Annotated in this window: 21 protein-coding genes; 14 read left to right on the top strand and 7 right to left on the bottom strand. The window is 50.2% G+C overall.

Going from position 1 to position 21401, the window contains the following annotated elements:
* Window positions 1-178: 178 nt before the first annotated feature.
* From ACXAFR_RS11610 to ACXAFR_RS11590, 5 genes are all read left to right on the top strand, one after another.
* Window positions 179-973 carry a cyclase family protein gene (locus tag ACXAFR_RS11610; RefSeq protein WP_475176940.1) on the top strand — a complete coding sequence of 265 codons (795 nt, stop codon included), beginning with the start codon at window positions 179-181 and terminating at the stop codon, window positions 971-973.
* A gap of 78 nt (window positions 974-1051) precedes the next feature.
* Window positions 1052-3241 carry a thiamine pyrophosphate-dependent enzyme gene (locus ACXAFR_RS11605; RefSeq protein ID WP_475176936.1) on the top strand — a complete coding sequence of 730 codons (2190 nt, stop codon included), beginning with the start codon at window positions 1052-1054 and terminating at the stop codon, window positions 3239-3241.
* Window positions 3242-3295: 54 nt separating this feature from the next.
* Window positions 3296-4828, top strand: coding sequence for an indolepyruvate oxidoreductase subunit beta family protein (locus ACXAFR_RS11600; protein WP_475176934.1), 1533 nt, complete (start codon window positions 3296-3298; stop codon window positions 4826-4828).
* 235 nt (window positions 4829-5063) lie between these two features.
* Window positions 5064-5714 (top strand): glutaredoxin 2, encoded by a 651-nt coding sequence (gene grxB / locus ACXAFR_RS11595; protein ID WP_475176933.1) that lies wholly within the window; start codon window positions 5064-5066, stop codon window positions 5712-5714.
* Between the two features lie 10 nt (window positions 5715-5724).
* On the top strand, window positions 5725-7143 hold the full coding sequence (locus tag ACXAFR_RS11590; RefSeq protein ID WP_475176931.1) for an MFS transporter: 1419 nt from the start codon (window positions 5725-5727) through the stop codon (window positions 7141-7143).
* Between the two features lie 132 nt (window positions 7144-7275).
* On the opposite strand, the gene ACXAFR_RS11585 is transcribed toward ACXAFR_RS11590, so the two are convergent.
* Both ACXAFR_RS11585 and ACXAFR_RS11580 read right to left on the bottom strand, forming a co-directional pair.
* Window positions 7276-7671, bottom strand: coding sequence for a RidA family protein (locus ACXAFR_RS11585; RefSeq protein ID WP_475176929.1), 396 nt, complete (start codon window positions 7669-7671; stop codon window positions 7276-7278).
* A 36-nt stretch (window positions 7672-7707) separates the two neighbouring features.
* Window positions 7708-8535: an enoyl-CoA hydratase family protein gene (locus ACXAFR_RS11580; protein ID WP_475176928.1), complete on the bottom strand. Its 828-nt coding sequence runs from the start codon at window positions 8533-8535 to the stop codon at window positions 7708-7710.
* Between the two features lie 110 nt (window positions 8536-8645).
* Here ACXAFR_RS11580 and ACXAFR_RS11575 point away from each other — a divergent pair, with 110 nt between their 5' ends.
* Window positions 8646-9407 (top strand): SDR family NAD(P)-dependent oxidoreductase, encoded by a 762-nt coding sequence (locus tag ACXAFR_RS11575; protein WP_475176925.1) that lies wholly within the window; start codon window positions 8646-8648, stop codon window positions 9405-9407.
* A gap of 9 nt (window positions 9408-9416) precedes the next feature.
* On the opposite strand, the gene ACXAFR_RS11570 is transcribed toward ACXAFR_RS11575, so the two are convergent.
* Window positions 9417-9896, bottom strand: a complete 480-nt coding sequence (locus ACXAFR_RS11570; protein ID WP_475176924.1) for a MarR family winged helix-turn-helix transcriptional regulator — start codon at window positions 9894-9896, stop codon at window positions 9417-9419.
* A 163-nt stretch (window positions 9897-10059) separates the two neighbouring features.
* Here ACXAFR_RS11570 and ACXAFR_RS11565 point away from each other — a divergent pair, with 163 nt between their 5' ends.
* On the top strand, window positions 10060-12411 hold the full coding sequence (locus ACXAFR_RS11565) for an oxidoreductase (protein WP_475176922.1): 2352 nt from the start codon (window positions 10060-10062) through the stop codon (window positions 12409-12411).
* A gap of 63 nt (window positions 12412-12474) precedes the next feature.
* Here the strand turns inward: ACXAFR_RS11565 and ACXAFR_RS11560 are convergent, their stop codons facing one another.
* Together ACXAFR_RS11560 and ACXAFR_RS11555 are read right to left on the bottom strand one after the other, a co-directional pair.
* Window positions 12475-12669 (bottom strand): YgaP family membrane protein, encoded by a 195-nt coding sequence (locus tag ACXAFR_RS11560; protein WP_475176921.1) that lies wholly within the window; start codon window positions 12667-12669, stop codon window positions 12475-12477.
* Window positions 12670-12739: 70 nt separating this feature from the next.
* Window positions 12740-13756 carry an AraC family transcriptional regulator gene (locus tag ACXAFR_RS11555; protein WP_475176920.1) on the bottom strand — a complete coding sequence of 339 codons (1017 nt, stop codon included), beginning with the start codon at window positions 13754-13756 and terminating at the stop codon, window positions 12740-12742.
* Window positions 13757-14050: 294 nt separating this feature from the next.
* Between ACXAFR_RS11555 and ACXAFR_RS11550 the strand changes: the two genes are divergently transcribed.
* Window positions 14051-15286, top strand: a complete 1236-nt coding sequence (locus tag ACXAFR_RS11550; protein ID WP_475176917.1) for an acetyl-CoA C-acetyltransferase — start codon at window positions 14051-14053, stop codon at window positions 15284-15286.
* A gap of 48 nt (window positions 15287-15334) precedes the next feature.
* On the opposite strand, the gene ACXAFR_RS11545 is transcribed toward ACXAFR_RS11550, so the two are convergent.
* Window positions 15335-15667: a ribbon-helix-helix domain-containing protein gene (locus ACXAFR_RS11545; RefSeq protein ID WP_475176915.1), complete on the bottom strand. Its 333-nt coding sequence runs from the start codon at window positions 15665-15667 to the stop codon at window positions 15335-15337.
* A 212-nt stretch (window positions 15668-15879) separates the two neighbouring features.
* The gene (locus ACXAFR_RS11540) at window positions 15880-16746 is read right to left on the bottom strand and encodes a DMT family transporter (protein WP_475176912.1); all 867 of its coding nucleotides are present in this window, start codon (window positions 16744-16746) and stop codon (window positions 15880-15882) included.
* 214 nt (window positions 16747-16960) lie between these two features.
* On the opposite strand from ACXAFR_RS11540, the gene gltX reads away from it, so the two are divergent.
* The 6 genes from gltX (at window position 16961) to ACXAFR_RS11510 (ending at window position 21345) form a co-directional block, all read left to right on the top strand.
* Window positions 16961-18448, top strand: coding sequence for a glutamate--tRNA ligase (gltX, locus tag ACXAFR_RS11535; protein ID WP_475176910.1), 1488 nt, complete (start codon window positions 16961-16963; stop codon window positions 18446-18448).
* Window positions 18449-18737: 289 nt separating this feature from the next.
* Window positions 18738-19358, top strand: a complete 621-nt coding sequence (locus tag ACXAFR_RS11530; protein ID WP_475176908.1) for a transglutaminase-like domain-containing protein — start codon at window positions 18738-18740, stop codon at window positions 19356-19358.
* A gap of 13 nt (window positions 19359-19371) precedes the next feature.
* Entirely contained in the window at window positions 19372-19737 is a 366-nt protein-coding gene (locus ACXAFR_RS11525; protein ID WP_475176905.1) for a hypothetical protein, read from the top strand.
* Window positions 19738-19847: 110 nt separating this feature from the next.
* Complete coding sequence (locus ACXAFR_RS11520; protein WP_475176904.1) at window positions 19848-20252, top strand: hypothetical protein; 405 nt, start codon at window positions 19848-19850, stop codon at window positions 20250-20252.
* 114 nt (window positions 20253-20366) lie between these two features.
* Complete coding sequence (locus tag ACXAFR_RS11515) at window positions 20367-20828, top strand: HIT family protein (RefSeq protein ID WP_475176901.1); 462 nt, start codon at window positions 20367-20369, stop codon at window positions 20826-20828.
* A gap of 127 nt (window positions 20829-20955) precedes the next feature.
* Complete coding sequence (locus tag ACXAFR_RS11510; RefSeq protein ID WP_475176898.1) at window positions 20956-21345, top strand: VOC family protein; 390 nt, start codon at window positions 20956-20958, stop codon at window positions 21343-21345.
* Window positions 21346-21401: the final 56 nt, after the last annotated feature.

Raw genomic sequence — 21401 nt, 5'->3', positions numbered from 1 at the left:
AAGATCAGATCCAGCGAATCCAACCGGTTGCTACCGGAAGACTGTGCCTAATACCGGGGGGAAGCGGTCTTTCGGTAGTTTCAAACATCACTTTTGTGATGCGCGGGTAAAAGGGATGCTGACACGTACCGCTCAGAGATTGCCGACTTGGTCTGTCCATTTGTTATAGGAGACGCGTATGTCCGCGCAAAATCTGCTGGGTGATCTCGCTCTAGCGCTCGTTAACGGTAATATTCGTATTGTCGATCTTACCCGTACCCTTGAAGACTCCACGCCAATTTTGCAGTTACCTCCGGAAATGGGGTGGGGAGAATCCTGGCCGTTTAGCATGGAGGAAGTGTCTCGTTACGATGATAAGGGCCCTTTCTGGTACTGGAACAATTTTAAATGTGGCGAGCACACAGGTACGCATTTTGATGCCCCCATCCATTGGGTCACCGGAAAAGACTTCGAGAACAACGCAACTCATACCTTACCAACCGACCGCTTCGTCGCTCCGGCATTCGTGATTGATGCCGCAGCAGAAGCCGCGGCCAATCCTGACTTTTTGATGAGTGTTAACTTCATCAAAGCCTGGGAAGAAAAGCACGGAGTAATCACTGAAGGTTCCTGGGTGTTGTATCGGACTGATTGGTCGAAAAAAACCTCTAACGACGACTATCTAAATATGTCGGAAGATGGCGGTCATACCCCCGGTTGGGATCCTGCAACGGTGAAATTTCTTGCCGAAGAGCGAAACATCATCGGCGTGGGTGTTGAAACCGTCGGTACCGATGCCGGTCAGGCGCCAACGCAAGACCCCATGTTTCCCTGCCATAATTTAATGCACGGCGCTAATAAGTGCGGGCTTGCCAGCCTGTGTAACCTTGATCAACTGCCTCCGACGGGTGCAGTGATCATTGCGCCCCCTCTGAAAATCAAAAATGGTTCTGGCAGTCCCGTTCGAGTATTGGCCCTCGTACCGGGACAATAATCTGACTTCCTCTTAGGCGCGTCGATTGGTGACTGACCGGTCGGCCGTCCTTTTTATTGTGTTCAGGAGGATTCTCTGATGGCAGAGAGATCGTTTAAAAAAGAAGTCCAGCTACTGCGCAAAGGCGACGGCGAAACCCTTCATGTGGAAGGTATTCTCGGCGTTACCAAGGCGCTGTTGCAGTCTGGCGTTGCCTACGTTGGTGGTTATCAGGGGTCACCGATATCCCATCTTATGGATGTGCTCAATGATGCGCAGGATGTACTGGAAGAATTGGACGTACATTTTGAATCCAACGGCAGTGAGGCCACCGCAGCTGCGATGCTGGCGGCATCGATCAATTATCCCTTACGGGGAGCGGTAGCCTGGAAATCAACAGTGGGGACAAACGTAGCCTCTGATGCTTTGGCGAATCTGGCCTCGGGTGGTGTAACCGGTGGCGCTTTGGTGATTGTTGGTGAAGACTACGGCGAAGGTTCGAGCATTATGCAGGAGCGAACCCATGCCTTTGCCATGAAATCCCAGATGTGGCTGTTAGATCCAAGACCGGACTTACCGTCAATTATGCGCTCGGTAGAGCAAGGTTTTGAGCTATCAGAAGCCAGCAATACGCCGGTAATGTTACAGCTTAGAGTTAGAGCATGTCATGTGCACGGCAGCTTTACCGCTAAGGACAATCGGCGCCCAGTCATGTCTGTGAGAGAGGCGAAAGAGTCGCCCAATCGCGACTACAGTCGTATTGTTTTGCCGCCGTCAGTGTTCCTCCATGAGAAAGAGAAAATTGAGAAGCGCAAGCCTGCTGCCATTCAGTTTGTTAAAGACAACAAACTCAACGAATTCTTTGAAGGTGAAGAGAACGACTTTGGCTTGATTTTACAAGGTGGGCTCTACAACACGGTGATACGTGCGCTGTGTACCCTGGGACTGGCCGACAGCTTCGGCAACTGTGTTTTCCCCATGTACGTTATGAACGTGACTTATCCCTATGTCGATGACGAAATCATCGAGTTCTGCGCCGGGAAGAAAGCGGTCCTCATGATTGAAGAAGGGCAGCCGGAATATATCGAGCAAGCCCTGAGTCAAATTCTGCGCAAAGCCGACTTGCAGACGCGCATATTCGGTAAGGATGTGTTGCCGTCTTACGGTGAATACCAAGGTGGTGTGCTGCAAGAAGGTATCCGCAAGTTTGTTGAAGCGGTGCGACCTGCGCTCTTGTCGTCAGAGTCCGCAGCGGTCGAAATGTTTGACCCTCAGGTGCCATCATCAAATGCACGTGAAGCCTCCAGTAATGCATTAATCCCCGCAAAACTTCTGGATGACGACGTGCCTGGGCGGCCACCGGGTTTTTGCGTGGGCTGTCCGGAGCGACCCATCTTCAGCGCCATGAAACAGGTACAAAAGGAACTGGGTGAGTTACATGTGAGCTGTGACATTGGTTGCCATCTGTTTTCAATTCTGCCGCCGTTCAACATTGGTAATTCGACCATGGGGTATGGCCTTGGGGCTGCCGGTGGTTCCGCGTTTAACGTCGAATCGGACAAGCGCAGTATCTCTGTGATGGGCGACGGCGGCTTTTGGCACAACGGTTTGACCAGTGGTATCAGCAATGCCGTGTTTAATTGCAGCGATGAAGTGATTGTCATCGTCGACAACAATTATTCGGCGGCGACCGGTGGCCAGGATTTGCTGTCATCCAAGGGGGAGCTTGGCAATCGTTCCACTCAGCATCCCATCGAACGAGCGGTGCAGGGCGTAGGGGTTAGCTGGGTAAAAACCGTGGATACCTACAAAGTGGGTGATATGAAAGCCACGTTAGAAGAGGCCATGACCACCAAGGCCAAAGGCCCGAAGGTTATTGTTGCTCGCAACGAATGTATGCTGAACCGCCAGCGCCGTGAAAAGCCAATTCTCAAACAGAAAATGAAGTCTGGTGAGCGGGTTGTGAGGGAGCGATTTTACGTCGATCCCAATACCTGCACGGGGGACCACGCCTGTATTCGGCTTTCCGGGTGTCCGTCATTAACCGTAAAAGATAACCCAAATCCGTTGAAGTCAGACCCGGTCGCCTACGTCGACAACGATTGCTTGGGCTGTGGACTGTGTGGTGAAAACGCTCATACCGCCGTTCTTTGTCCGTCGTTTTCTCGAACCGAAATTGTTTTTAATCCGACCGCATCGGATCGCTGGTTAGGGCGGATGCGTGAATCCGTTATCGGATTTTTACAGCGTCGTTTCGAAAAACGACTGCACACCACCAGTCAGTTGTAAGTGTTTTTTTCTGGAGTGCTCGATAACGGGCATTCCACTGTGAATGGAATTTTTATGTTTGCATCCAATATTCAGCCAATAAAAATCGCCATTTCCGCCATGGGCGGACAAGGTGGTGGGGTTCTCTCCAATTGGATCAGAGATGTGGCAGAGGCTAACGGCTATTTGGCTCAGTCCACCTCAGTTCCTGGTGTTGCACAACGCACCGGAGCGACCATCTATTACCTGGAAATTTTTCCCGGCGAAGAAGCCCAGCGGCTAGCCTCAAGACCTGTGTTGGGATTGACGCCAATCCCCGGCGATGTTGATCTGTTAATCGCAGCTGAGCTTGTAGAGGCCGCAAGAGCGCTACAGCGAGGCTTCGTCACTCAGAATTGTACAACGCTGGTCACCACGACCCACCGGTCGTATACCGTAGTAGAAAAAGAACACATGGCCAATGGCCTGGCCGACAGCGACAAGATACTGGCAGCCTGTGAAGCGGCAGCGAAAGTTTGTATTGCGTTTGATATGGAAAAAATGGCCAGAGAGACAGGGTCAGTTATCAGTGCCATTTTGCTCGGCGCGGTGGCAGGTTCTGGTGCCTTGCCCTTCGTCCGTGAAGATTTTGAAGCCGCTATTCGCAAACAAGGCATCGCCGTTGACACAAACCTGCGTGCGTTTTCTGCCGCGTTTGAGCGTGCCAGCAGTGGTCGTGAAACGGAAATGGATATCAAGAAATCCGGAGACGAACTGCTGCTACCGGAAAGGGCTCAGACTGCAAGAGGGCAAGCATTCTTGGACCGTGTGCAGAAAGACTTTCCTGAAGCCAGTCGACCGACCGTGTGGGAAGGTGTTCGTCAGTTGGCGGAATACCAGGATACAGCCTATGCAGAACTGTATCTCGAACGTTTGCAGAAGGTGGCGTGTTTTGATGATGAGCTGGGTGAATTAACCAGCGCAACGGCACGTCAACTGGCACTATGGATGGCTTTTCAGGATACGATTCAGGTTGCTCAACAGAAGATTCGTCAAGCTCGAACCCATGATATTCGAACCGAAGTGAAAGCGGCGCAGGGCCAATTTGTCTATCCTGTCGAGTTTCTCCATCCGCGTTTAGAAGAAGTCTGTGATACGCTTCCGGACAATCTGTCTCGCTATATTCAGTCGTCACCGCGGTTAAAAAAATTCATAGATCGATATTTCTGTCGGGGATTAAAAATCCACAGCGGAAAGATTGGCGGGTTTCTTTTACTGTATACCTTGGCCAGCTTTAAGTTTTTACGCCCAAAAAGCCAACGGTTTCTGCGTGAAGCAAAAGCCATAGATAGTTGGTTGGCGAGTATCGCCGAAGTTGCTACGCGTAATTACGATCTTGCGCTTGCCATGGCTGAATTGCCCTGTTTGATTAAAGGGTATGGCGATACTCATACGCGAGGGTTGTCTCGATTCGAAACCATTATGGCTTTAGCGACGGATAAAACACATTCCTTGTCGGGTGACGATGTCCGGGAATTGCTTGTTGCGGCACAATCTGGGGAAGACGGTAAGTCATTCCAAGCGCTGATTACTCATATGAATACGGTCAGATTGGATGCCGTCGCCTAATCCAATTTCGAAGGAGAGGGACTTCGGTCACGTTCGCAGTACGATTGGCCTTGTTGCCGATTGTTCACGATGAGGTTGATAATACGGCATTGATTATCAATTAATATCGAATACTGAGTTATTAAAACTCGTCATTATTCTGTTGTCAGATAGTAATCTGGCCTAGTGGCAAAAGGCGTACACTCCTTTTTGGCGAGGAAATTCACCTCGCTTGTCACTGGCGAGGTATAGCAACATGAAACTCTATCTGTACGATCATTGCCCATTTTGTGTGCGGGCGAGAATGCCTTTTGGACTAAAAGATATTCCGGTGGAAGAGGTTTTTCTGCCCAATGATGACGAGGAAACACCTATCGGAATGATCGGTCAGAAAATGCTGCCGATTCTTGAGCAGGGTGGCCGCTATATTGGGGAGAGTCTCGACATCGTTGCCAAAGTGGATGGTCTGTCGGGAACGCGTTTATTCAAAGGTGAACCGAATAAGGCACTGGTAGATTGGTTGAACAAGTGGGACTCAACCATTAATGGCCTGGTCATTCCGCGTACACCTGACCCTGTTTTTCCTGAATTTGCAAGCCAATCAGCTCGAGCCTATTTTACGGGAAAAAAAGAGCGGACCTTTGGCGACTTCGATAGCTTGATTGATCGAACCACTGAATTTAAAGAGCGGCTGTCGGTAGGAGTAGATGAATTAATACCACTACTGGCCGAGTTGGGTGCCGGTAATATCAACGATATTCTCTTATTTCCCATATTGCGATCCTTAACGATTCTACCTGAGCTAGAGCTACCAGAAGCCGTCGCTGGTTATACATTGCAGATGTCTGAGCGTTGCCATGTGCCATTGGTTGACGACTTGCGAGCAAAAGCCAAAGACGCGGGGTAGACACACTTTGATGCAATTACGCACAGCTCTAGCCCTACTGGTAGCGGCTACTTTTTTCATGGAAAACCTCGATGCAACGGTGATAACGCCAGTTATTCCCACCATGGCTAAGAGTTTTGGGGTAGAACCTGTTGCACTGAATATCGGGGTTTCCGCTTATATGCTAACTCTTGGTGTATTCATTCCCATCAGTGGTTGGGCTGCTGAGAGGTTTGGTGCGCGTAAAGTATTCACGTCGGCAATTGCCTTGTTTACCGTGGCTTCGTTACTGTGTGGATTCGCTAGCTCTCTGCCAATGTTTGTGGGGCTTAGAATATTACAGGGTATTGGCGGTGCCATGATGGTGCCAGTTGGGCGTCTAGTGGTGCTTCGGGAAACGCCTAAAGATGGCTTAGTAAGAGCGATTGCAGTGCTGACATGGCCTGCGCTTATTGCACCTGTTTTGGGACCACCCCTTGGAGGATTGATCTCGGATTACGGCGACTGGCGTTGGATTTTTTGGCTCAACTTACCCCTTGGCGTTATCGCACTGTTCTTTGCTCTGCGTTTGTTGCCTCACTCAGATGAGCGAAGCCATAAAGCGTTTGATTGGCCCGGCTTCCTCATGACCGGTGGTGGCTTGTTTTTGTTGATGGCAGGGGCGGAAATTTTGTCGCGGCCAGAAGGGAGCTGGCCCCTTGCCGTTGCTGCGTTACTTTCTGGTGTGGGGCTGATGGTTGCGAGCGTCAGACATTTACGGCGAGCAGAGCAGCCTATGTTTGATCTTGGGTCGCTGCGCTTTCCAACCTTTGCGGTCACTGTTTGGGGCGGCTCTCTGTTTCGCATGGGAATCAGTGCAGTTCCCTTCTTGATTCCATTAATGTTTCAAATCGCTTTTGGTTTTAGTGCTTTTAAAGCAGGTATGATGTTAATGGCGGTGTTTGCCGGTAATCTGATCATGAAGCCATGGACAACCTTTGTGATGCAGCGTTTTGGTTTTCGTCCTGTTTTGATTACCAACGGTTTGCTGAATGCAGCCATGATCGGTACATGTGCATTGTTTAATGCCGAAACCCCACTCTGGATTTCTTGTAGTGTACTGTTTGTCGGCGGAATGACTCGGTCGATGCAATTTACCGCGTTTAATACCATCGCGTTTGCAGACATTCCTGATGAGTCCATGTCCGATGCGAATACACTTTTTTCGACAGCATTTCAGCTTGCGATGGGATTAGGGATTGCCCTTGGGGCCGTGGGTTGGCGCATCGGGGAGGCCGTTGCTGTTAGTACGGATCCTGCAACGCCATTTCGAATTGCGTTTTTGATTGTTGCTTTGACGTCTTTAATCGCAGTTATTGACAGTGTGCGATTAAAAACGGGTGCGGGAGATCACGTCGCTCGAGGGAAGACTTGTTCCAACAATAGCGATTCAAAAGCTGCGACTGAATAGGGCGCTTTTATTCATTGAGTGAATAGAAAACGCGCTGAGAAAGAAAAAAAAGAAAAAGTGGGTGGTAGATCTATAAGGGTCTTCTACCACCCCAAAGCGATACCTTGGGGTTTCAAGGAAAACTGTTATCCCCTAACTATGAGGAATGACCGCTGTTGTTTCGATTTCGACTTTCGCCTCGGCTTCCATTAATGCAACGACTTGCACCATCGCCATAACCGGAAAGTGTTTGCCGATAATGTCTCGGTACGCAGCGCCTACGTCTTTTAAGCGTGACAGATATTCGTCGCGATCGGTGATATACCAGGTCATTCGGGTAATGTGTTCCGGGCCTGCGCCGGCTGCTTCTAATACGGCGACGGTGTTTTCCAGGGTTTGGCGGATCTGATCGACAAAGTCATCGCTCTCAAATTTCTCTTCACTGTTCCAGCCAATTTGTCCGCCAATAAACACCATTTTTCCATCGGCGACGATGCCGTTAGAATAGCCTTTAGGGCGTGGCCAGTGTTCGGGGTTTACAATTTCCATGTTTGAATCTCTGTGTGTGGCTGTTGGCGTCGACGTTCAATTGCCTTGAAATTCCGGCCTTTCTTTATTCACGAATGCGTTATAAGCACGCTCAAAATCGGCTGTCTGCATGCAGATTGCTTGCGCTTGCGCCTCGGCTTCGATGGCTTGTTCGATGCTCATATTCCACTCTTGGTTGAGCATGGTTTTGGTCATGCCATGGGCAAAGGTCGGGCCTTTTATCAGCTCTTGAGCCCAAGTTTCGGCGTCGGATAATAGGGAGTCAGGCGCTGACATTCGATTAAAAAAGCCCCAGCGCTCACCTTCGTCTGCGGTCATAATGCGGCCCGTAAACAATAAATCAGCGGCGCGTCCCTGACCAATAATTCGAGGAAGTATCGCGCAGGCGCCCATATCACAACCAGCGAGACCAACACGGGTAAACAAAAAGCCGGTTTTGGTGTTGGCAGTACCCATGCGCAGATCACTCGCCATAGCGACAATGGCGCCAGCGCCAACGCACACGCCATCGGCTGCGGCGATAACGGGTTGCGGGCAATTGCGAATCGCTTTAACGAGATCGCCGGTCATGCGCGTAAAGGCCAAAAGATCCCGCATATTCATGGCGGTCAGTGGGCCAATAATGTCGTGAACATCTCCACCGGAACAGAAATTCCCACCGGCGCCGGTGATAACCACGGCTTTTACCTCATCACAGTAGACGAGCTCTCGAAAGGTGTCGCGCAGCTCGGCGTAAGAATCAAAGGTCAGCGGATTTTTGCGCGCCGGAATGTTTAGGGTGACAGTGGCAACACCCTTGTTAAAAGACCAAAGGAAGTGCTCTGGCGAAAATGTTTCTGGGTTAAGAGAATTCTTTCTGTTCATAGCACGCTGTCTGTCGTCGCTGAAGAATGGCGTTAGTGTAGCGAATAAAAAAATTACTCGCAAATATATTACATGTAATATATATTGAATTGCAGTTATCGAGGTTATCCATGAAAACATCGAATTCACATATCGTTATTACCGGTGCTGGACGCGGCATCGGTGCCGCCATTGCTAAGTGTTTGGGTGAATCAGCATCGCGTATCACCTTGATGGGCAGGCAGGCGTCTTCGTTGGAATCGGTGGCGGCTGAACTACCAAATGCCCAAGTCGTCACCGTCGATGTGACGAATTCAGCCGGCGTTAAAGAGGCCTTTGCAAAAGCGAGGGCGGCTTTTGGTCCCGTTGATACCCTGATCAATAACGCAGGGGCGGCCAGTACTGCGCCCGCGCACAAAACATCTGATGAGCAATGGCGCAGCATGCTGTCTGTTAATTTGGATGGCGTCTTTTACTGCTGCCGTGAAGTGCTTAATGACATGCGCACCGCAGGCGCTGGTCGCATTGTTAATATCGCCAGTACTGCGGGTCTTAAAGGTTATGGATATGTCGCGGCTTACTGTGCGGCAAAGCACGGTGTCATCGGGTTAACGCGAGCGCTGGCGACAGAGTTGGCGACCAAAGGTATTACCGTTAATGCGGTCTGCCCAGGGTATACAGAGACCGATATTGTCAGTACTGCCGTGGCAACCATTTGTGAAAAAACCGGCAGAAGCGAGGCTGAAGCCCGTGCAGAACTGGTAAAAGACAATCCCCAGGGGCGCTTCATTCAGCCGGATGAGATTGCCGCGACAGTCGCCTGGCTTTGTTCCGATGCTGCAATGTCAGTAACCGGCCAGGCAATCGCTGTCGCCGGTGGCGAGGTGATGTGATCGCAGCGGTTAGCGATCGATTCCCGCTTTAAACGATGTGTTGACCTGGGTTAGCAGTTCCAACAGTTGACGGCTTTGGTCTTTTTTGAGTTTGCCCAACAGTTGTTTTGCCCATTGGGCGTGGGCACTGGCCATCTCTGCAAAGAGGTCGCGACCTTTATCGGTGAGACCGACGTGAATACTGCGGCGATCTTCCAGGCTGGGCTGCCGCTGAATTAAGCCTTCCGCGATCATGCGATCTACCAGGCGAGTGATATTGCCCCGCGAGGCCAGCAGCTGGCTGGCGAGCTCTCCCATAGACAACAGCTCTGGATCACAGCGATCCAGCTGTGAGAGCACATCGAAGCGGGACAGGCTTTGGCGGAAGTTTTTCTGGAAGCGAGCTTCCATTTCCTGTTCAAGGATTTTGGAGCTTTTTGCCAGTTGCAGCCAGAGCTTCAAGTAGAGGGTATCTGCAGCGGGCAGATCCAAATGCTTGGGTGGGTTCATAGAATTCTGTTCATTGGGTCCAGTGACGACCGCTATTGTAGAGCAAAGCGGGGTTGATTCGTTAGTTAGCAGTGACCGCAAAAAGCGGGTCACTTTTATGTATATATATTACATGTAAATAAGTTGTAAGTAATTTAATTGGTATGCGGCAGGAGGATTGACCGTGAAGATATCTGTCATCGGAGGCGGCCCAGGCGGGCTATATTTCGCACTCTTAACCAAAAAGCAGCGCCCCGACTGGGACATTTCTGTCTTTGAGCAAAATAAGGCGGACGATACCTTTGGTTTCGGAGTGGTTTTTTCCGATGAAACTCTCGAGGAGTTTCTTTCACGGGATATGCCATCCTACGAACGTATTCGCGATAATTTTGCCTACTGGGACGATATTGTTATTCGCCGTAAAGGGCGGGATATTCACTGCGAAGGCAACGGTTTTTGCGGTACATCGCGAATGAAAATGCTGGATATTTTACAACAGCGTTGCCGGGAAGAGGGCGTCAACCTGCAGTTTGAAGCCCGTATTGACGTTGATAATTTGGAAGTGCAATTTGCCGACAGTGACATCATTCTGGCGGCCGACGGAATTGGCTCTGCCATCCGCGAGCGTTACGCAGAATCGTTTAAGCCGACCACCGTCATGAAATCCAATCGGTTTTGCTGGATGGGCTCGACGCGTCCGCTGCGGGACTTCACCTACTTTTTTAAAGAAACGGAACACGGCCTGATCTGCGCGCACACCTATCAGTATGAGCCCGGGCGTTCCACCTGGGTGTTCGAAATGTCTGACGAATGCTGGCAGAAGTGGGGCTTTACGGAGACCGACGAAAAGGGATCCCGTCAGCAGTTGGAGGCGATTTTTGCCGACGAACTGGAAGGGCATCCGCTCATTTTGAATCGTTCCATTTGGCGGCAGTTTCCGCGAATTTTCTGTCAGCAGTGGTGGCACAACAATATTGTGATTCTGGGGGATGCGAAAGCATCGGCACATTTTTCCATTGGTTCTGGCACCAAGCTGGCGATGGAATGCGCCATTGGTCTGCACGATGCGGTGATCGCCCATGCTGAAACCAGTGTTGAAGCGGCGTTTAAAGACTACGACGATCGTCGCCGTGTCCCCGTGCAAGTGGTGCAGCACAATGCCGATGTGTCTCTGTCCTGGTTTGAACATATGGATCGTTCCTGGGATATGGATCCGATGCAATTCGCCATGGTTGTTATGTGCCGCGCCAAGTCGATCACCTATGACAATCTGGTTTTGCGCGATCCAAAATTTGTCGAGCAGGCAGATTCAGAATGGTACGAACGCTATTTTCAAGAGAGCGGCTACGACTATCGCGAATCTCGTCCAACGCCCATGTTCACCCGCTATAAATTGCGTGATCTGGAATTACGTAATCGGGTTGTGATGTCGCCCATGGCTCAGTATTCCGCCGATGAAAACGGCAATCTCACCGATTGGCATATGCTTCATTACGCTGGCAACGCCCGTGGTGGTATGGGATTGATGTTTACCGAGATGACTTGCCCATCGCCAGACGCCCGCATCACTCAGGGTTGTCCCGGACTGTGGACGGATGAACAGGAAGCCGCTTGGGCCGCCATTGTTGATCGAGTTCACACCTACACCAGCACAAAAATGTGTCTGCAGCTGGGCCATGCCGGTCGTAAGGGTTCGACGCAACTCGGCTGGGAGAGAGCGGATTATCCGTTGAATAACGAGAGTGATAACTGGCCATTGTTGTCTGCGTCACCCGTTCCCTGGTTTGACGGTGTGTCGCAAACGCCAATAGAGCTTGATCGCGGCGAAATGGATCGAATTCTGGAAGACTTCTGTCAGGCAACCCGACGGGCAGAGCGTGCAGGCTTCGACATGATCGAGCTGCATTGTGCCCACGGTTATTTGTTGGCCTCTTTTCTGTCGCCGCTGACCAATCAACGCACCGATGAGTTTGGTGGTAGCCTTGATAATCGTCTGCGTTTTCCGCTGCGGGTGTTTAATGCCATGCGCGATATCTGGCCGCAACACAAGCCCATGTCTGTGCGTATTTCCGCGTCGGATTGGAAAGAGGGCGGTTTAACTGAAGAAGATACCTTTGCCATTGCCCGTGCTTTTGAAGAGGCCGGTTGTGATTTGATGGATGTGTCTGCCGGTCAGACTGTACCCGATCAAAAGCCGATTTACGGGCGCATGTTCCAGGTGCAGTTTGCCGAGGCGATTCGCAACGTTAACAAGATGGCAACCATGACCGTTGGCAATATCACCGACGGCGGGCAAGTGAACACCATCTTGCACACACGACGTTCCGATCTGGTCGCGATTGGCCGACCACATTTATGGAACCCATTCTTCACCCGACAGTGTGCTGCCTACTATGGTGTGGCGGATGATCAGGATTGGGAGAAACCCTACCTGTCTGGCAAGCAGCAGGCTTACAGTGTTTTGCAAAAAGCACGGGACGCCCAGTTACAGCTACAACGTAAAGCCAAACCCAAACGCCACTACAAAGCACACTGATTGTATTGATGTTCTTTCACGGGGCCGCTGGTAATAGCGGCTCCGTATTCTATGACGCAGTGCTCAGGATTTTTTCAGCGGACAGCTGCTCAGCCCAAATATTTTGTACGCGGGGCAGAAACCTATCAATCCAGTGCCCAGTGGAATCAGCCCAACCAAACCCCACAGGGTTTGCGGACCGATAAACGTCAGGCTTAGCAACACTAAGCCAACCACAATGCGTAAAATTCGATCGATCTTGCCTTCGTTGATCATCATCGCGCTAACCTCTCCGAAGAAATATTAGCAATAGCTTAATTGCTGTGATGCCTGTGAACATTGACTCAGATCAGCCCGCAGTCTGTTCGTCTTCCCCGCGGCGATAGGCCAGGGGTGAAATTCCCATCCAACGTTTAAAGGCACGACTGAAAGCACTGGTTTCTGAATAGCCGAGCCGCAAAGCGGTTTCTTCAATGCTGGTGTTCTCGTGGCGCAGCAAATCGATGGCGACTTCGCAGCGCAGGTTTTCCCGTACTTCTTTAAATTGCACGCCTTCCCGGCGCAGGTACGAGCGCAGTGTGTGCGGGTGTACCTTAAGTTGCGATGCAATATCGACGATGTCTGGGTTTTCTGGCAATTGTGGCAGCAGGGCGTGCTCGACCTGGCTGCGCCAGTTTTTCTGCTGAAAGCGCTGGGTAAGAATCGACAAGGCGGCGTGGTTAAGAAATTTACGCAGACTGTAGTCGTCCTGGCAGACCTTCTCCTGCAGCAGGCTGACGGGAAAGCGCAGTGCACAGCGCGGTTGGTTGAAGTGGATATTGCCGGTAAAGTAAAGGTAGCGGTATTCCTGGCGTTGCGGTGTTTCTGCAAACGGGAAATTAACGCCAATCAGCGGGATTTGCTGGTTGATCAGCCAATTACTGAAGCGGTAAATATAAAAGACGAAGGATTCGTACAAGTAGTCGTTTACATGGAAGTCGTGCCCCGGCTCCACCACAAAGTGGACTTCGTCCCCCTGCTTTTTTAAACGGGTGGTCATGCCCCAGGGGACCAAACGATAAAACCGCGCCATGCGCCTAAGAGCTTCGTGCAGATCCCGGGCGCCGATGGCCAGTTGCGTCATTGTCACCCAACTGCCCACCGGCTGCAGGGTGTAGGCATGGCCCATTTGCTCATCGCGGGTTTCGAGGACGACATCGCGGACCAGATTGGCAAAATCATCGCCGGGAATGCGCGCTGTGGGGCTGCTGAGCATGTCCGTTGGTATGTGATTTTGCCGCAGCAGCCTGTCCCTCAGCCAGGGTTTATCCTGCAGGTGCGTGAGTGTGGCATTGACAAAATAAATCGCGACAGAAGGGGCTCGCATAGGGAATCACGGCAGTTTTAGGAGTCTGTGATTATAACGAATTATCAAATTCTTCGGGAAGCCCGGTCATTGTTTGATCGCTATGGGATCCCTATCATACGCCCCAATATGAGGGTATGGTTGCACAAAAAGTGTGCAAGAAAGCGAGCAAAAAAGCGTCTTCATAAAGGGTCAATCATGCAACCTTTATGAAGAAGCAAGACGGTAGTTCCGCGGATCATTGGCCGATCATCAAAAGAACCGTCCTTATGCCATGCCGTCAAATAACCCTGTGATTCACGTCTGGAGGTAGTTATGACAAACGAAGCTTGGATTATTGATGCCTGCCGTACCCCGCGTGGTATTGGCAAGCGGGGCAAAGGCGCCCTGGCCGATATTCACCCGCAGCAGTTGGGTGCCGCGGTCTTGCGCGCGTTGGTGGAACGCAATCAACTCAATACCGCCGATGTGGATGACGTGATTTGGGGCACCTCCTGTCAACATGGTCGACACGGTGGCGATATGGGACGTATGTCGGCATTGGCGGCGGGTTATGATATTCGCAGCAGTGGCGTCACTCTGGATCGCTTTTGTGGGTCTGGCATTACCAGCGTCAACCTTGCGGCAGCGTCTGTGCTGTCGGGTATGGAAGACGTGGTTATTGCGGGCGGGGCAGAAATGATGTCCAGTTACGGTTTCGACAACGGTCTGCCCACGTTTATGGACAGCGGCAATTTGGTCCTGCGTGAGATGCATCCCCAGGGCCACCAGGGGATTTGTGCCGATGCCATTGCTACGCTTGAAGGCATTGGCCGTGAAGAACTGGACGAATGGGCGGTGGTCAGTCAGCAACGTGCCGCAGCGGCGATAGAAGATGGGCGCTTTGATCGCAGTTTGATTCCTGTCTACCACAACAATGGCGAGCTGGCGTTGGCCAAAGACGAATACCCTCGGCCACAAACCACCTTGCAGGCTCTGTCGCAATTGAACCCGTCGTTCGTTGAATTGGCCGATAAGCCCATGGACGAAGCGGGTACCACCTATCGCCAGCTGATTTTGGCCAAGTACCCGGATTTAAACATCAACCACGTCCACCATGCGGGAAATTCCTCTGGCGTGGTTGATGGTTCTGGCGCGCTATTACTGGCCTCACCAGACTATGCGCGCACCCAGGGTTGGAAGCCGCGTGCCCGCATCGTTGCGACCGCAAACATGGGCGATTGCCCGACCTTGATGTTAAACGCACCCGTCGCCTCTGCGCGCAAAGTTCTGAAGCGTGCAGGCATGAGTGTTAACGATATCGACTTGTTTGAAATTAATGAGGCGTTTGCGGTTGTTGCCGAGCGCTTTATGCGCCATCTGGAGCTGGACCGCGAAAAGGTCAATGTGAATGGTGGTTCGATTGCGTTGGGGCATCCGATTGGTGCGACAGGGTCAATTCTGATTGGAACCGTGTTGGATGAGTTAGAGCGTCGCGATCAGCAGATTGGCTTGGTCACCATGTGTACTGCGGGTGGTATGGCACCGGCCATTATTATCGAACGGATGTAAGGCGCAAAAAAATCGCAGGCAACCGAGAGGCGAGTTGCCTGCGATTAATTATCCCGCTTCTTTTGCTAGAGCGCGAATCATCTCGCTGCGGTTGTAAAACCTTCCTTCCTTAACAAACCCGGATTCCAGGCTGGGAATAGAGCGCAACGCTCGGCCCTGATCACTGAATTCCTCGATCACCTCCTTCGGAAGCCCTTCCAAAAGATGAATCGGTGCAGGGCGCCCATCGGCAAAGCAGGATAGAAACACGTTTCCTGTTGCGTTATCGCGAAACGCCGGGCGACAGCCGCAGTGTTGATTGTTGGCACTAACGCCAGCGGTGTTGGCAAAGCGGCGGTTTTCTTCCTGCAAAGGGCAGTTGGTGTTGCTGACTTTCTTCATGGGTGGCATCACTCCGGACAACACACTCGGTGTGGAACGAACTTCTTTACTTCACACCATTGCAAATGGCAATTTACGCGCCATTTGAGGCAGGTCTTTGAATTAATTACGGTATTTCAATCGATGTTCTGTTGCCGTGGCGGTCACCGGCAAATTGGCGCGCGATTATGCCATTTGGCGTTAGATTTTCCGACACTAATTTGTCACGAGTTTTACACCGGCGTCTGTTCCGCCACTTTGGGTTTCGGGCGAGCCGCGTATACCGTCACCAAAATTAAGGCGGCGCCCAACCACTGTTGAGCAGACATGGTTTCCCCCAAGACGACAACGGCGATCAGTGCCGCAAACACCGGCTCAATCAACACCAATACCGCTGCGCGATCTGCCGAGGTTTTGCCCTGGCCATAGGTCATCAACACAAAGCGCAAACCGGTAGAGATAAAAATCATATAAAACAAGGCGGCGAACAGACCGGCCGATGGCGCAAGATTCCAATGCCCCAGAAAGGGTGCTACAGCCAGCGACATCAAGCCGCAGGTGACAAATTGCGCCCAGCTCATCACGATGGGATCGAAGCGGCTGGAATAGCGGGAATTGGTCACCAGATAGAGACCCTGCATAAACGCACACAACAACATCCACCGGCTGGCTTCGCTAATATGCAGGCCGTCTTTCAACGTCAATAACGCCAAGCCAACCGTAGCAATAAGCAACCCGATGAGCGTTGACTTTTGTAGTGGCGTGCCGAAGATAATTCTGGCGAGAAAGGGCGCGATAATGCTCATCAGCGCAATGATAAAGGCGACGCTCCCCAATTGATCGGTGATCATAATGCCGTAAGACCAGGCCACAATGCCCAACCACATAAAGAGCCCTGGCAGCGCGGCTTGCCACAGGCGGCGCCAGTCCGGTTTGCGATGCAGCGCTACCGGCAAAAAAATCAGCGCCAACAGCGGAAAACGAATAATGTGGAACAGCAGTAGATCCATCTGACCCAAAGTCCACTGGGCAATGGGGTAGGTAATTGCGCCGATGGTTGCAGCACTGAAAATGCAAAGTTCGGCTTGCCAGGATTTCATGGAGTAGGAGCAGGTGATGAGCGGGACGCCATTGTGTGGTGACTTGCCCAAAACCTCAAGTAGTTTACATGTAAAGTTTTCGTTCGGCAGATGGTCTGGCTGAGTAGAGGCCGGCCAGATGAATGCGTATAATCGCGCCCTAATTTCGTTCTGCTGTGGCGATGCTCTTCGCTGCCAGCACTCTCACCCAGTAAGTCAGTAAGACAGGACACTCATGAAGGTTCGTACTCGTATCGCTCCATCTCCCACCGGAGATCCCCACGTCGGCACCGCCTATATCGCGCTGTTCAACCTCTGCTTTGCCAAACAGCAAGGGGGTGAATTTATCCTGCGTATTGAAGATACCGATCAAGTGCGATCGACACCGGAATCCGAACAGGCCATTTTGGATAGCCTGAAATGGTTGGGACTAAGCTGGGCCGAAGGGCCGGATGTGGGTGGACCCCATGCGCCTTATCGTCAGTCCGAACGCAGCGACATCTATAAGCAGTATGCCGAGCAGCTGGTTGCCGAAGGCAAAGCCTTCCATTGCTACCGTACCCCGGAAGAATTGAACGAATTGCGTACAGCCCGTCGAGAGAAAGGTGGCTTTACTGCACTCAAGCCCAGTGAATTGATTTTATCGGAAGAAGAGCAGGCCAAACGCCGCGAAGCGGGCATGCCCAGCGTGATTCGCATGCGCGTACCGGAAGAAGACGGCCCATGCCCAGTAGAAGACCTGTTGCGCGGCACAGTAACCTTGGACTGGGGCCAAGTGGATGCCCAGGTACTGTTAAAATCCGACGGACTGCCCACATACCACCTGGCCAATGTGGTTGATGACCACCTGATGGAAATCACTCACGTACTGCGTGGGGAAGAATGGTTGAACTCCGCGCCCAAGCACAAATTGCTGTACGAATACTTCGGATGGGAAATGCCAGTGCTCTGTCACTTACCGCTACTGCGCAATCCTGACAGCTCCAAACTCAGTAAGCGCAAAAACCCAACCTCCATTACCTACTATGAGCGCATGGGCTTTTTGCCTGAAGCAGTGATCAACTATTTGGGGCGTATGGGCTGGTCCATGCCCGACGAGCGGGAGAAATTCACCCTCGCCGATATGATCGACAATTTCGATATCCATCGGGTATCCCTGGGTGGTCCTGTTTTTGACGTGGAAAAACTCTCCTGGCTCAACAGCTTGTGGATCCGTGAAGACTGTAACGTTGAACAGCTGGCGGAACGCCTACACAACTGGGCACTGAATAAAGACACTCTGCTGTCGGTCTTGCCCCACGCCCAACCTCGAATGCAAACCCTCAGTGATTTTATTCCCTTGGTCGCTTTCCTGGTCAGCGGCAATTTGCCCATTACCAAAGACAGCTTTGCCAGCTGCAAAATGGAAGACGACAAACTCAAAGAAGTCATGCAGTTTGCCCTCTGGCGACTGGAAGCCCTCAGAACCTGGGAGCGGGATGCCATTTTCAACGAGTTAAAGACCCTGGCGACGCAAATGGAGATCAAAATTAAGGATTTCCTCACGCCAATGTTTATCGGGATTACCGGTTCGGATTCATCGATTTCTGTCATGGACGCCATGGTGCTGTTAGGACCGGATATGAGTCGTGCACGACTGAGATATGCACTCAACCAATGCTTTGGTGAACTAGGCAAGAAACAGCAGAAGAAGCTGGAAAAGACGTATCAGGCGCTACTTTAAAATTAAGCGTTGAATGAAGTGACAAAAAGGAGCTACGGCTCCTTTTTTTGTGGGCAAAATCAAAGCAACGCGGTATTTTTACTGAGGTCTAGAAAAAAGGATTATAGATCAAGGGGTTAATCCACCAATAAAGGTGATAACGCGCATGCCTAGGTATTTGTACAAAGCGAGCTTGCTCGGTTACATTCTCTAGGATTTTTAAATGAAATCAAAGAGATAGTTTTATTCTAAATCGGCAAAAGAGGCATGCCTCATATAGAAATGTTAGCCGTCTTCCGAGTTTGAGAGTATGAACAAGTATTTGGCATCTTCAGAATACATTGACTGGAAAACAACCCACGTCTTCGCGCAGGCAAAAGAACTTGCACGCGGCGCTTCTGAGCCAGAAGAAATTACTCGTAGATGTTTTGAGTTTGTGCGCGATGAGATTCAGCATAGTTGGGATTACAAGAAAAACCCCGTAACTTGTAAAGCATCAGATGTTCTAAAACATCTTACAGGTTATTGCTATGCCAAAAGTCATTTATTGGCAGCGTTGTTACGTGCAAATGAAATTCCAGCGGGCCTATGCTACCAACGTTTAACTATTACCGACGTACCCCCGTTTTGTCTTCATGGTCTAAACGCCATATATTTAAAAAGCTATGGCTGGTATCGCATGGATGCGCGGGGCAACAAGCAAGGGGTTTCAACTGAATTCTGTCCACCAGTTGAGAAATTGGCTTTTCCTATAGTAACGCAAGGTGAAGCAGATTTGCTTGAAATTTGGGCTGAGCCATTGCCGGTTGTTACGGATACTCTTCTCAAGAGTACAACTTATCAAGAAGTCGCTGATAATTTGCCAGACGTCGAGCTAGTCACGGCTAACAAGTCAATGTTGTCGGACTCGCTAACGCTCGCCGCAAATTGAGGCGTTAACCCATATGAGCGATTCAGAAGATATAGAAATCTACATTGAAGGGAGCGAAACAGAACAGGTGGTTTCATTCCTAAATAATGAGATCGGCACTTTGTCTTACGATTCAGAAATTGATGAAGGACATGTCCTTTACACATATGGTGATGCAAAGGTTCTCATTAACACCGGAATCCAAGACGGTTACATGTCAATCTATTTAAAGGGCATAGTAAAATGGAAATCCGATGTTGAATTTGCGAGGTGTATCGTAAATTCGCTTGAGGTTAAAGTAAGGTGTGACCCCGGTAATGAATATCCCGATGTGTCGCCCTATTCGGACCTGGTTGTTGAAATAACTCGGCAAGGGGAGAGTCTCGTTGAGTGGGGTTAACAAGTCAAAGCACGCGGACTTGGTAAAGCTGTCACCTTTTTTGTTCCAAAAAAGCCGCCAACTTCACCAAGCCGGTGTTTGAGGCGTTAGTTGCCCACAGGGATAGTTTCGTGAAAAAGATACAAATTGATTATTTGAAGGTCGGTGTTCTCGCTCTATGGTTAGTTCCATCCATGGGCCTGTTATTCTTGATAAACTTCGCAGTTAATAAGTCATTTATGGCGTTTGTTGCTGTAATTTTTGGTTGCAACTTTGTTTATGATGTCGCTAAAAAAATTGCCTATTCACCAATTAAAGAAAGGAAACAATGGGTAACACTTGCAAAGCACTTTTCGCTAGCAATTGTATTGTTCGTTTTTTCGTTTGTGGGTATTTACATTGAGATTTTTGCCAAAATTTTCCCATACGTTGGCTTGGGGGTAATTTGGCTCCCATGCTATATTTTTAGCCTTCACTATTTTGCCGAGGCAGAGAAATCATATAAAACAGGCATTGGAAACTATGGCAGCAACTAACAAGCGGCTGCACCGGATAAATTTCCGCTGTCACCTTTTGTGCAAAGACACGCACAAAAGCCGCCATCAAAAATTTGCTCAGTGAGCCGGGCGTTATGCAAACGAGGAATAGCAATGGATTGTGTATTTTGCAAAATCGTTAGTGGTGAAGAGCCATGCCATAAAATATGGGAAGATGAAAATCACTTGGCCTTTCTCTCAATTTATCCGAATACAAAAGGATTTACCGTTGTAATACCAAAAAAGCACGTTTCAAGCTACGCTTTTGCACAAACAGATGAAGTGCTTATGGATCTGATTGTTGCTACAAAAAAGGTAGCATTAATACTGGATAAGGCTTTGGATGGGGTTGGGCGAACAGGTATGTTCTTAGAAGGTTACGAAATAGATCATCTACACAGCAAACTATCTCCGATGCATGGAACAGGCGAGTCGTCAGAGTTCAAGCATATAGAGCCGACGTTTGGACCCTTCATTGAAAAATATGAAGGGTATTTGTCCTCTCATGATTGTCAGCGAGCTAATGACAACGAATTGGCTGCTTTAGCAAAACATATAAGAGAAACAAATGCATAACAAAGCGGTCAAGTCTGACGGCTATTCCGTCGCTTGTTTATGTGGCGGTGGCTACGCTGCCACAAAAAAATCAACTACATAGCCGCAGCTTACCGCGGCGTTATGTGAACCATAGCTGGAGATAAAGATGTTTAGCCATATAATGTTAGGAACTAATGATCTTGAAGAATCAATAAAGTTCTACGATCAGGTGATGCCAATATTAGGCTATTCACGACAATCTACAGGTGCATCATTTGCCGGTTATGGAAATAAAGCCGATATATCAACTGGTATGAATTGTCTATGGATAGGAAAGCCATTCAATGGTGAAGAAGCAAGTCCTGGGAATGGGGTAAATGTTGCTCTACTTGCTGGCTCACGAAAGCAAGTAGATGCTTTTTATAAAGCAGCAATAGACGCCGGAGGTATTGATGAAGGTTCTCCAGGTATTAGAGAAGAAGCCCACCCAAATTTTTATGCCACCTATATTCGCGATCCAACGGGCAATAAACTCGTCGTTGTATGCCATGACTAACCAATCACATAACAAAGCCAGCCAGAGGGACAGCCAAACCGCTACGCGCTTTGTCT

The sequence above is a fragment of the Pseudomaricurvus sp. ABR4_320 genome, from assembly GCF_056159445.1.
This window is presented reverse-complemented; position numbering and strand designations above follow the sequence as displayed.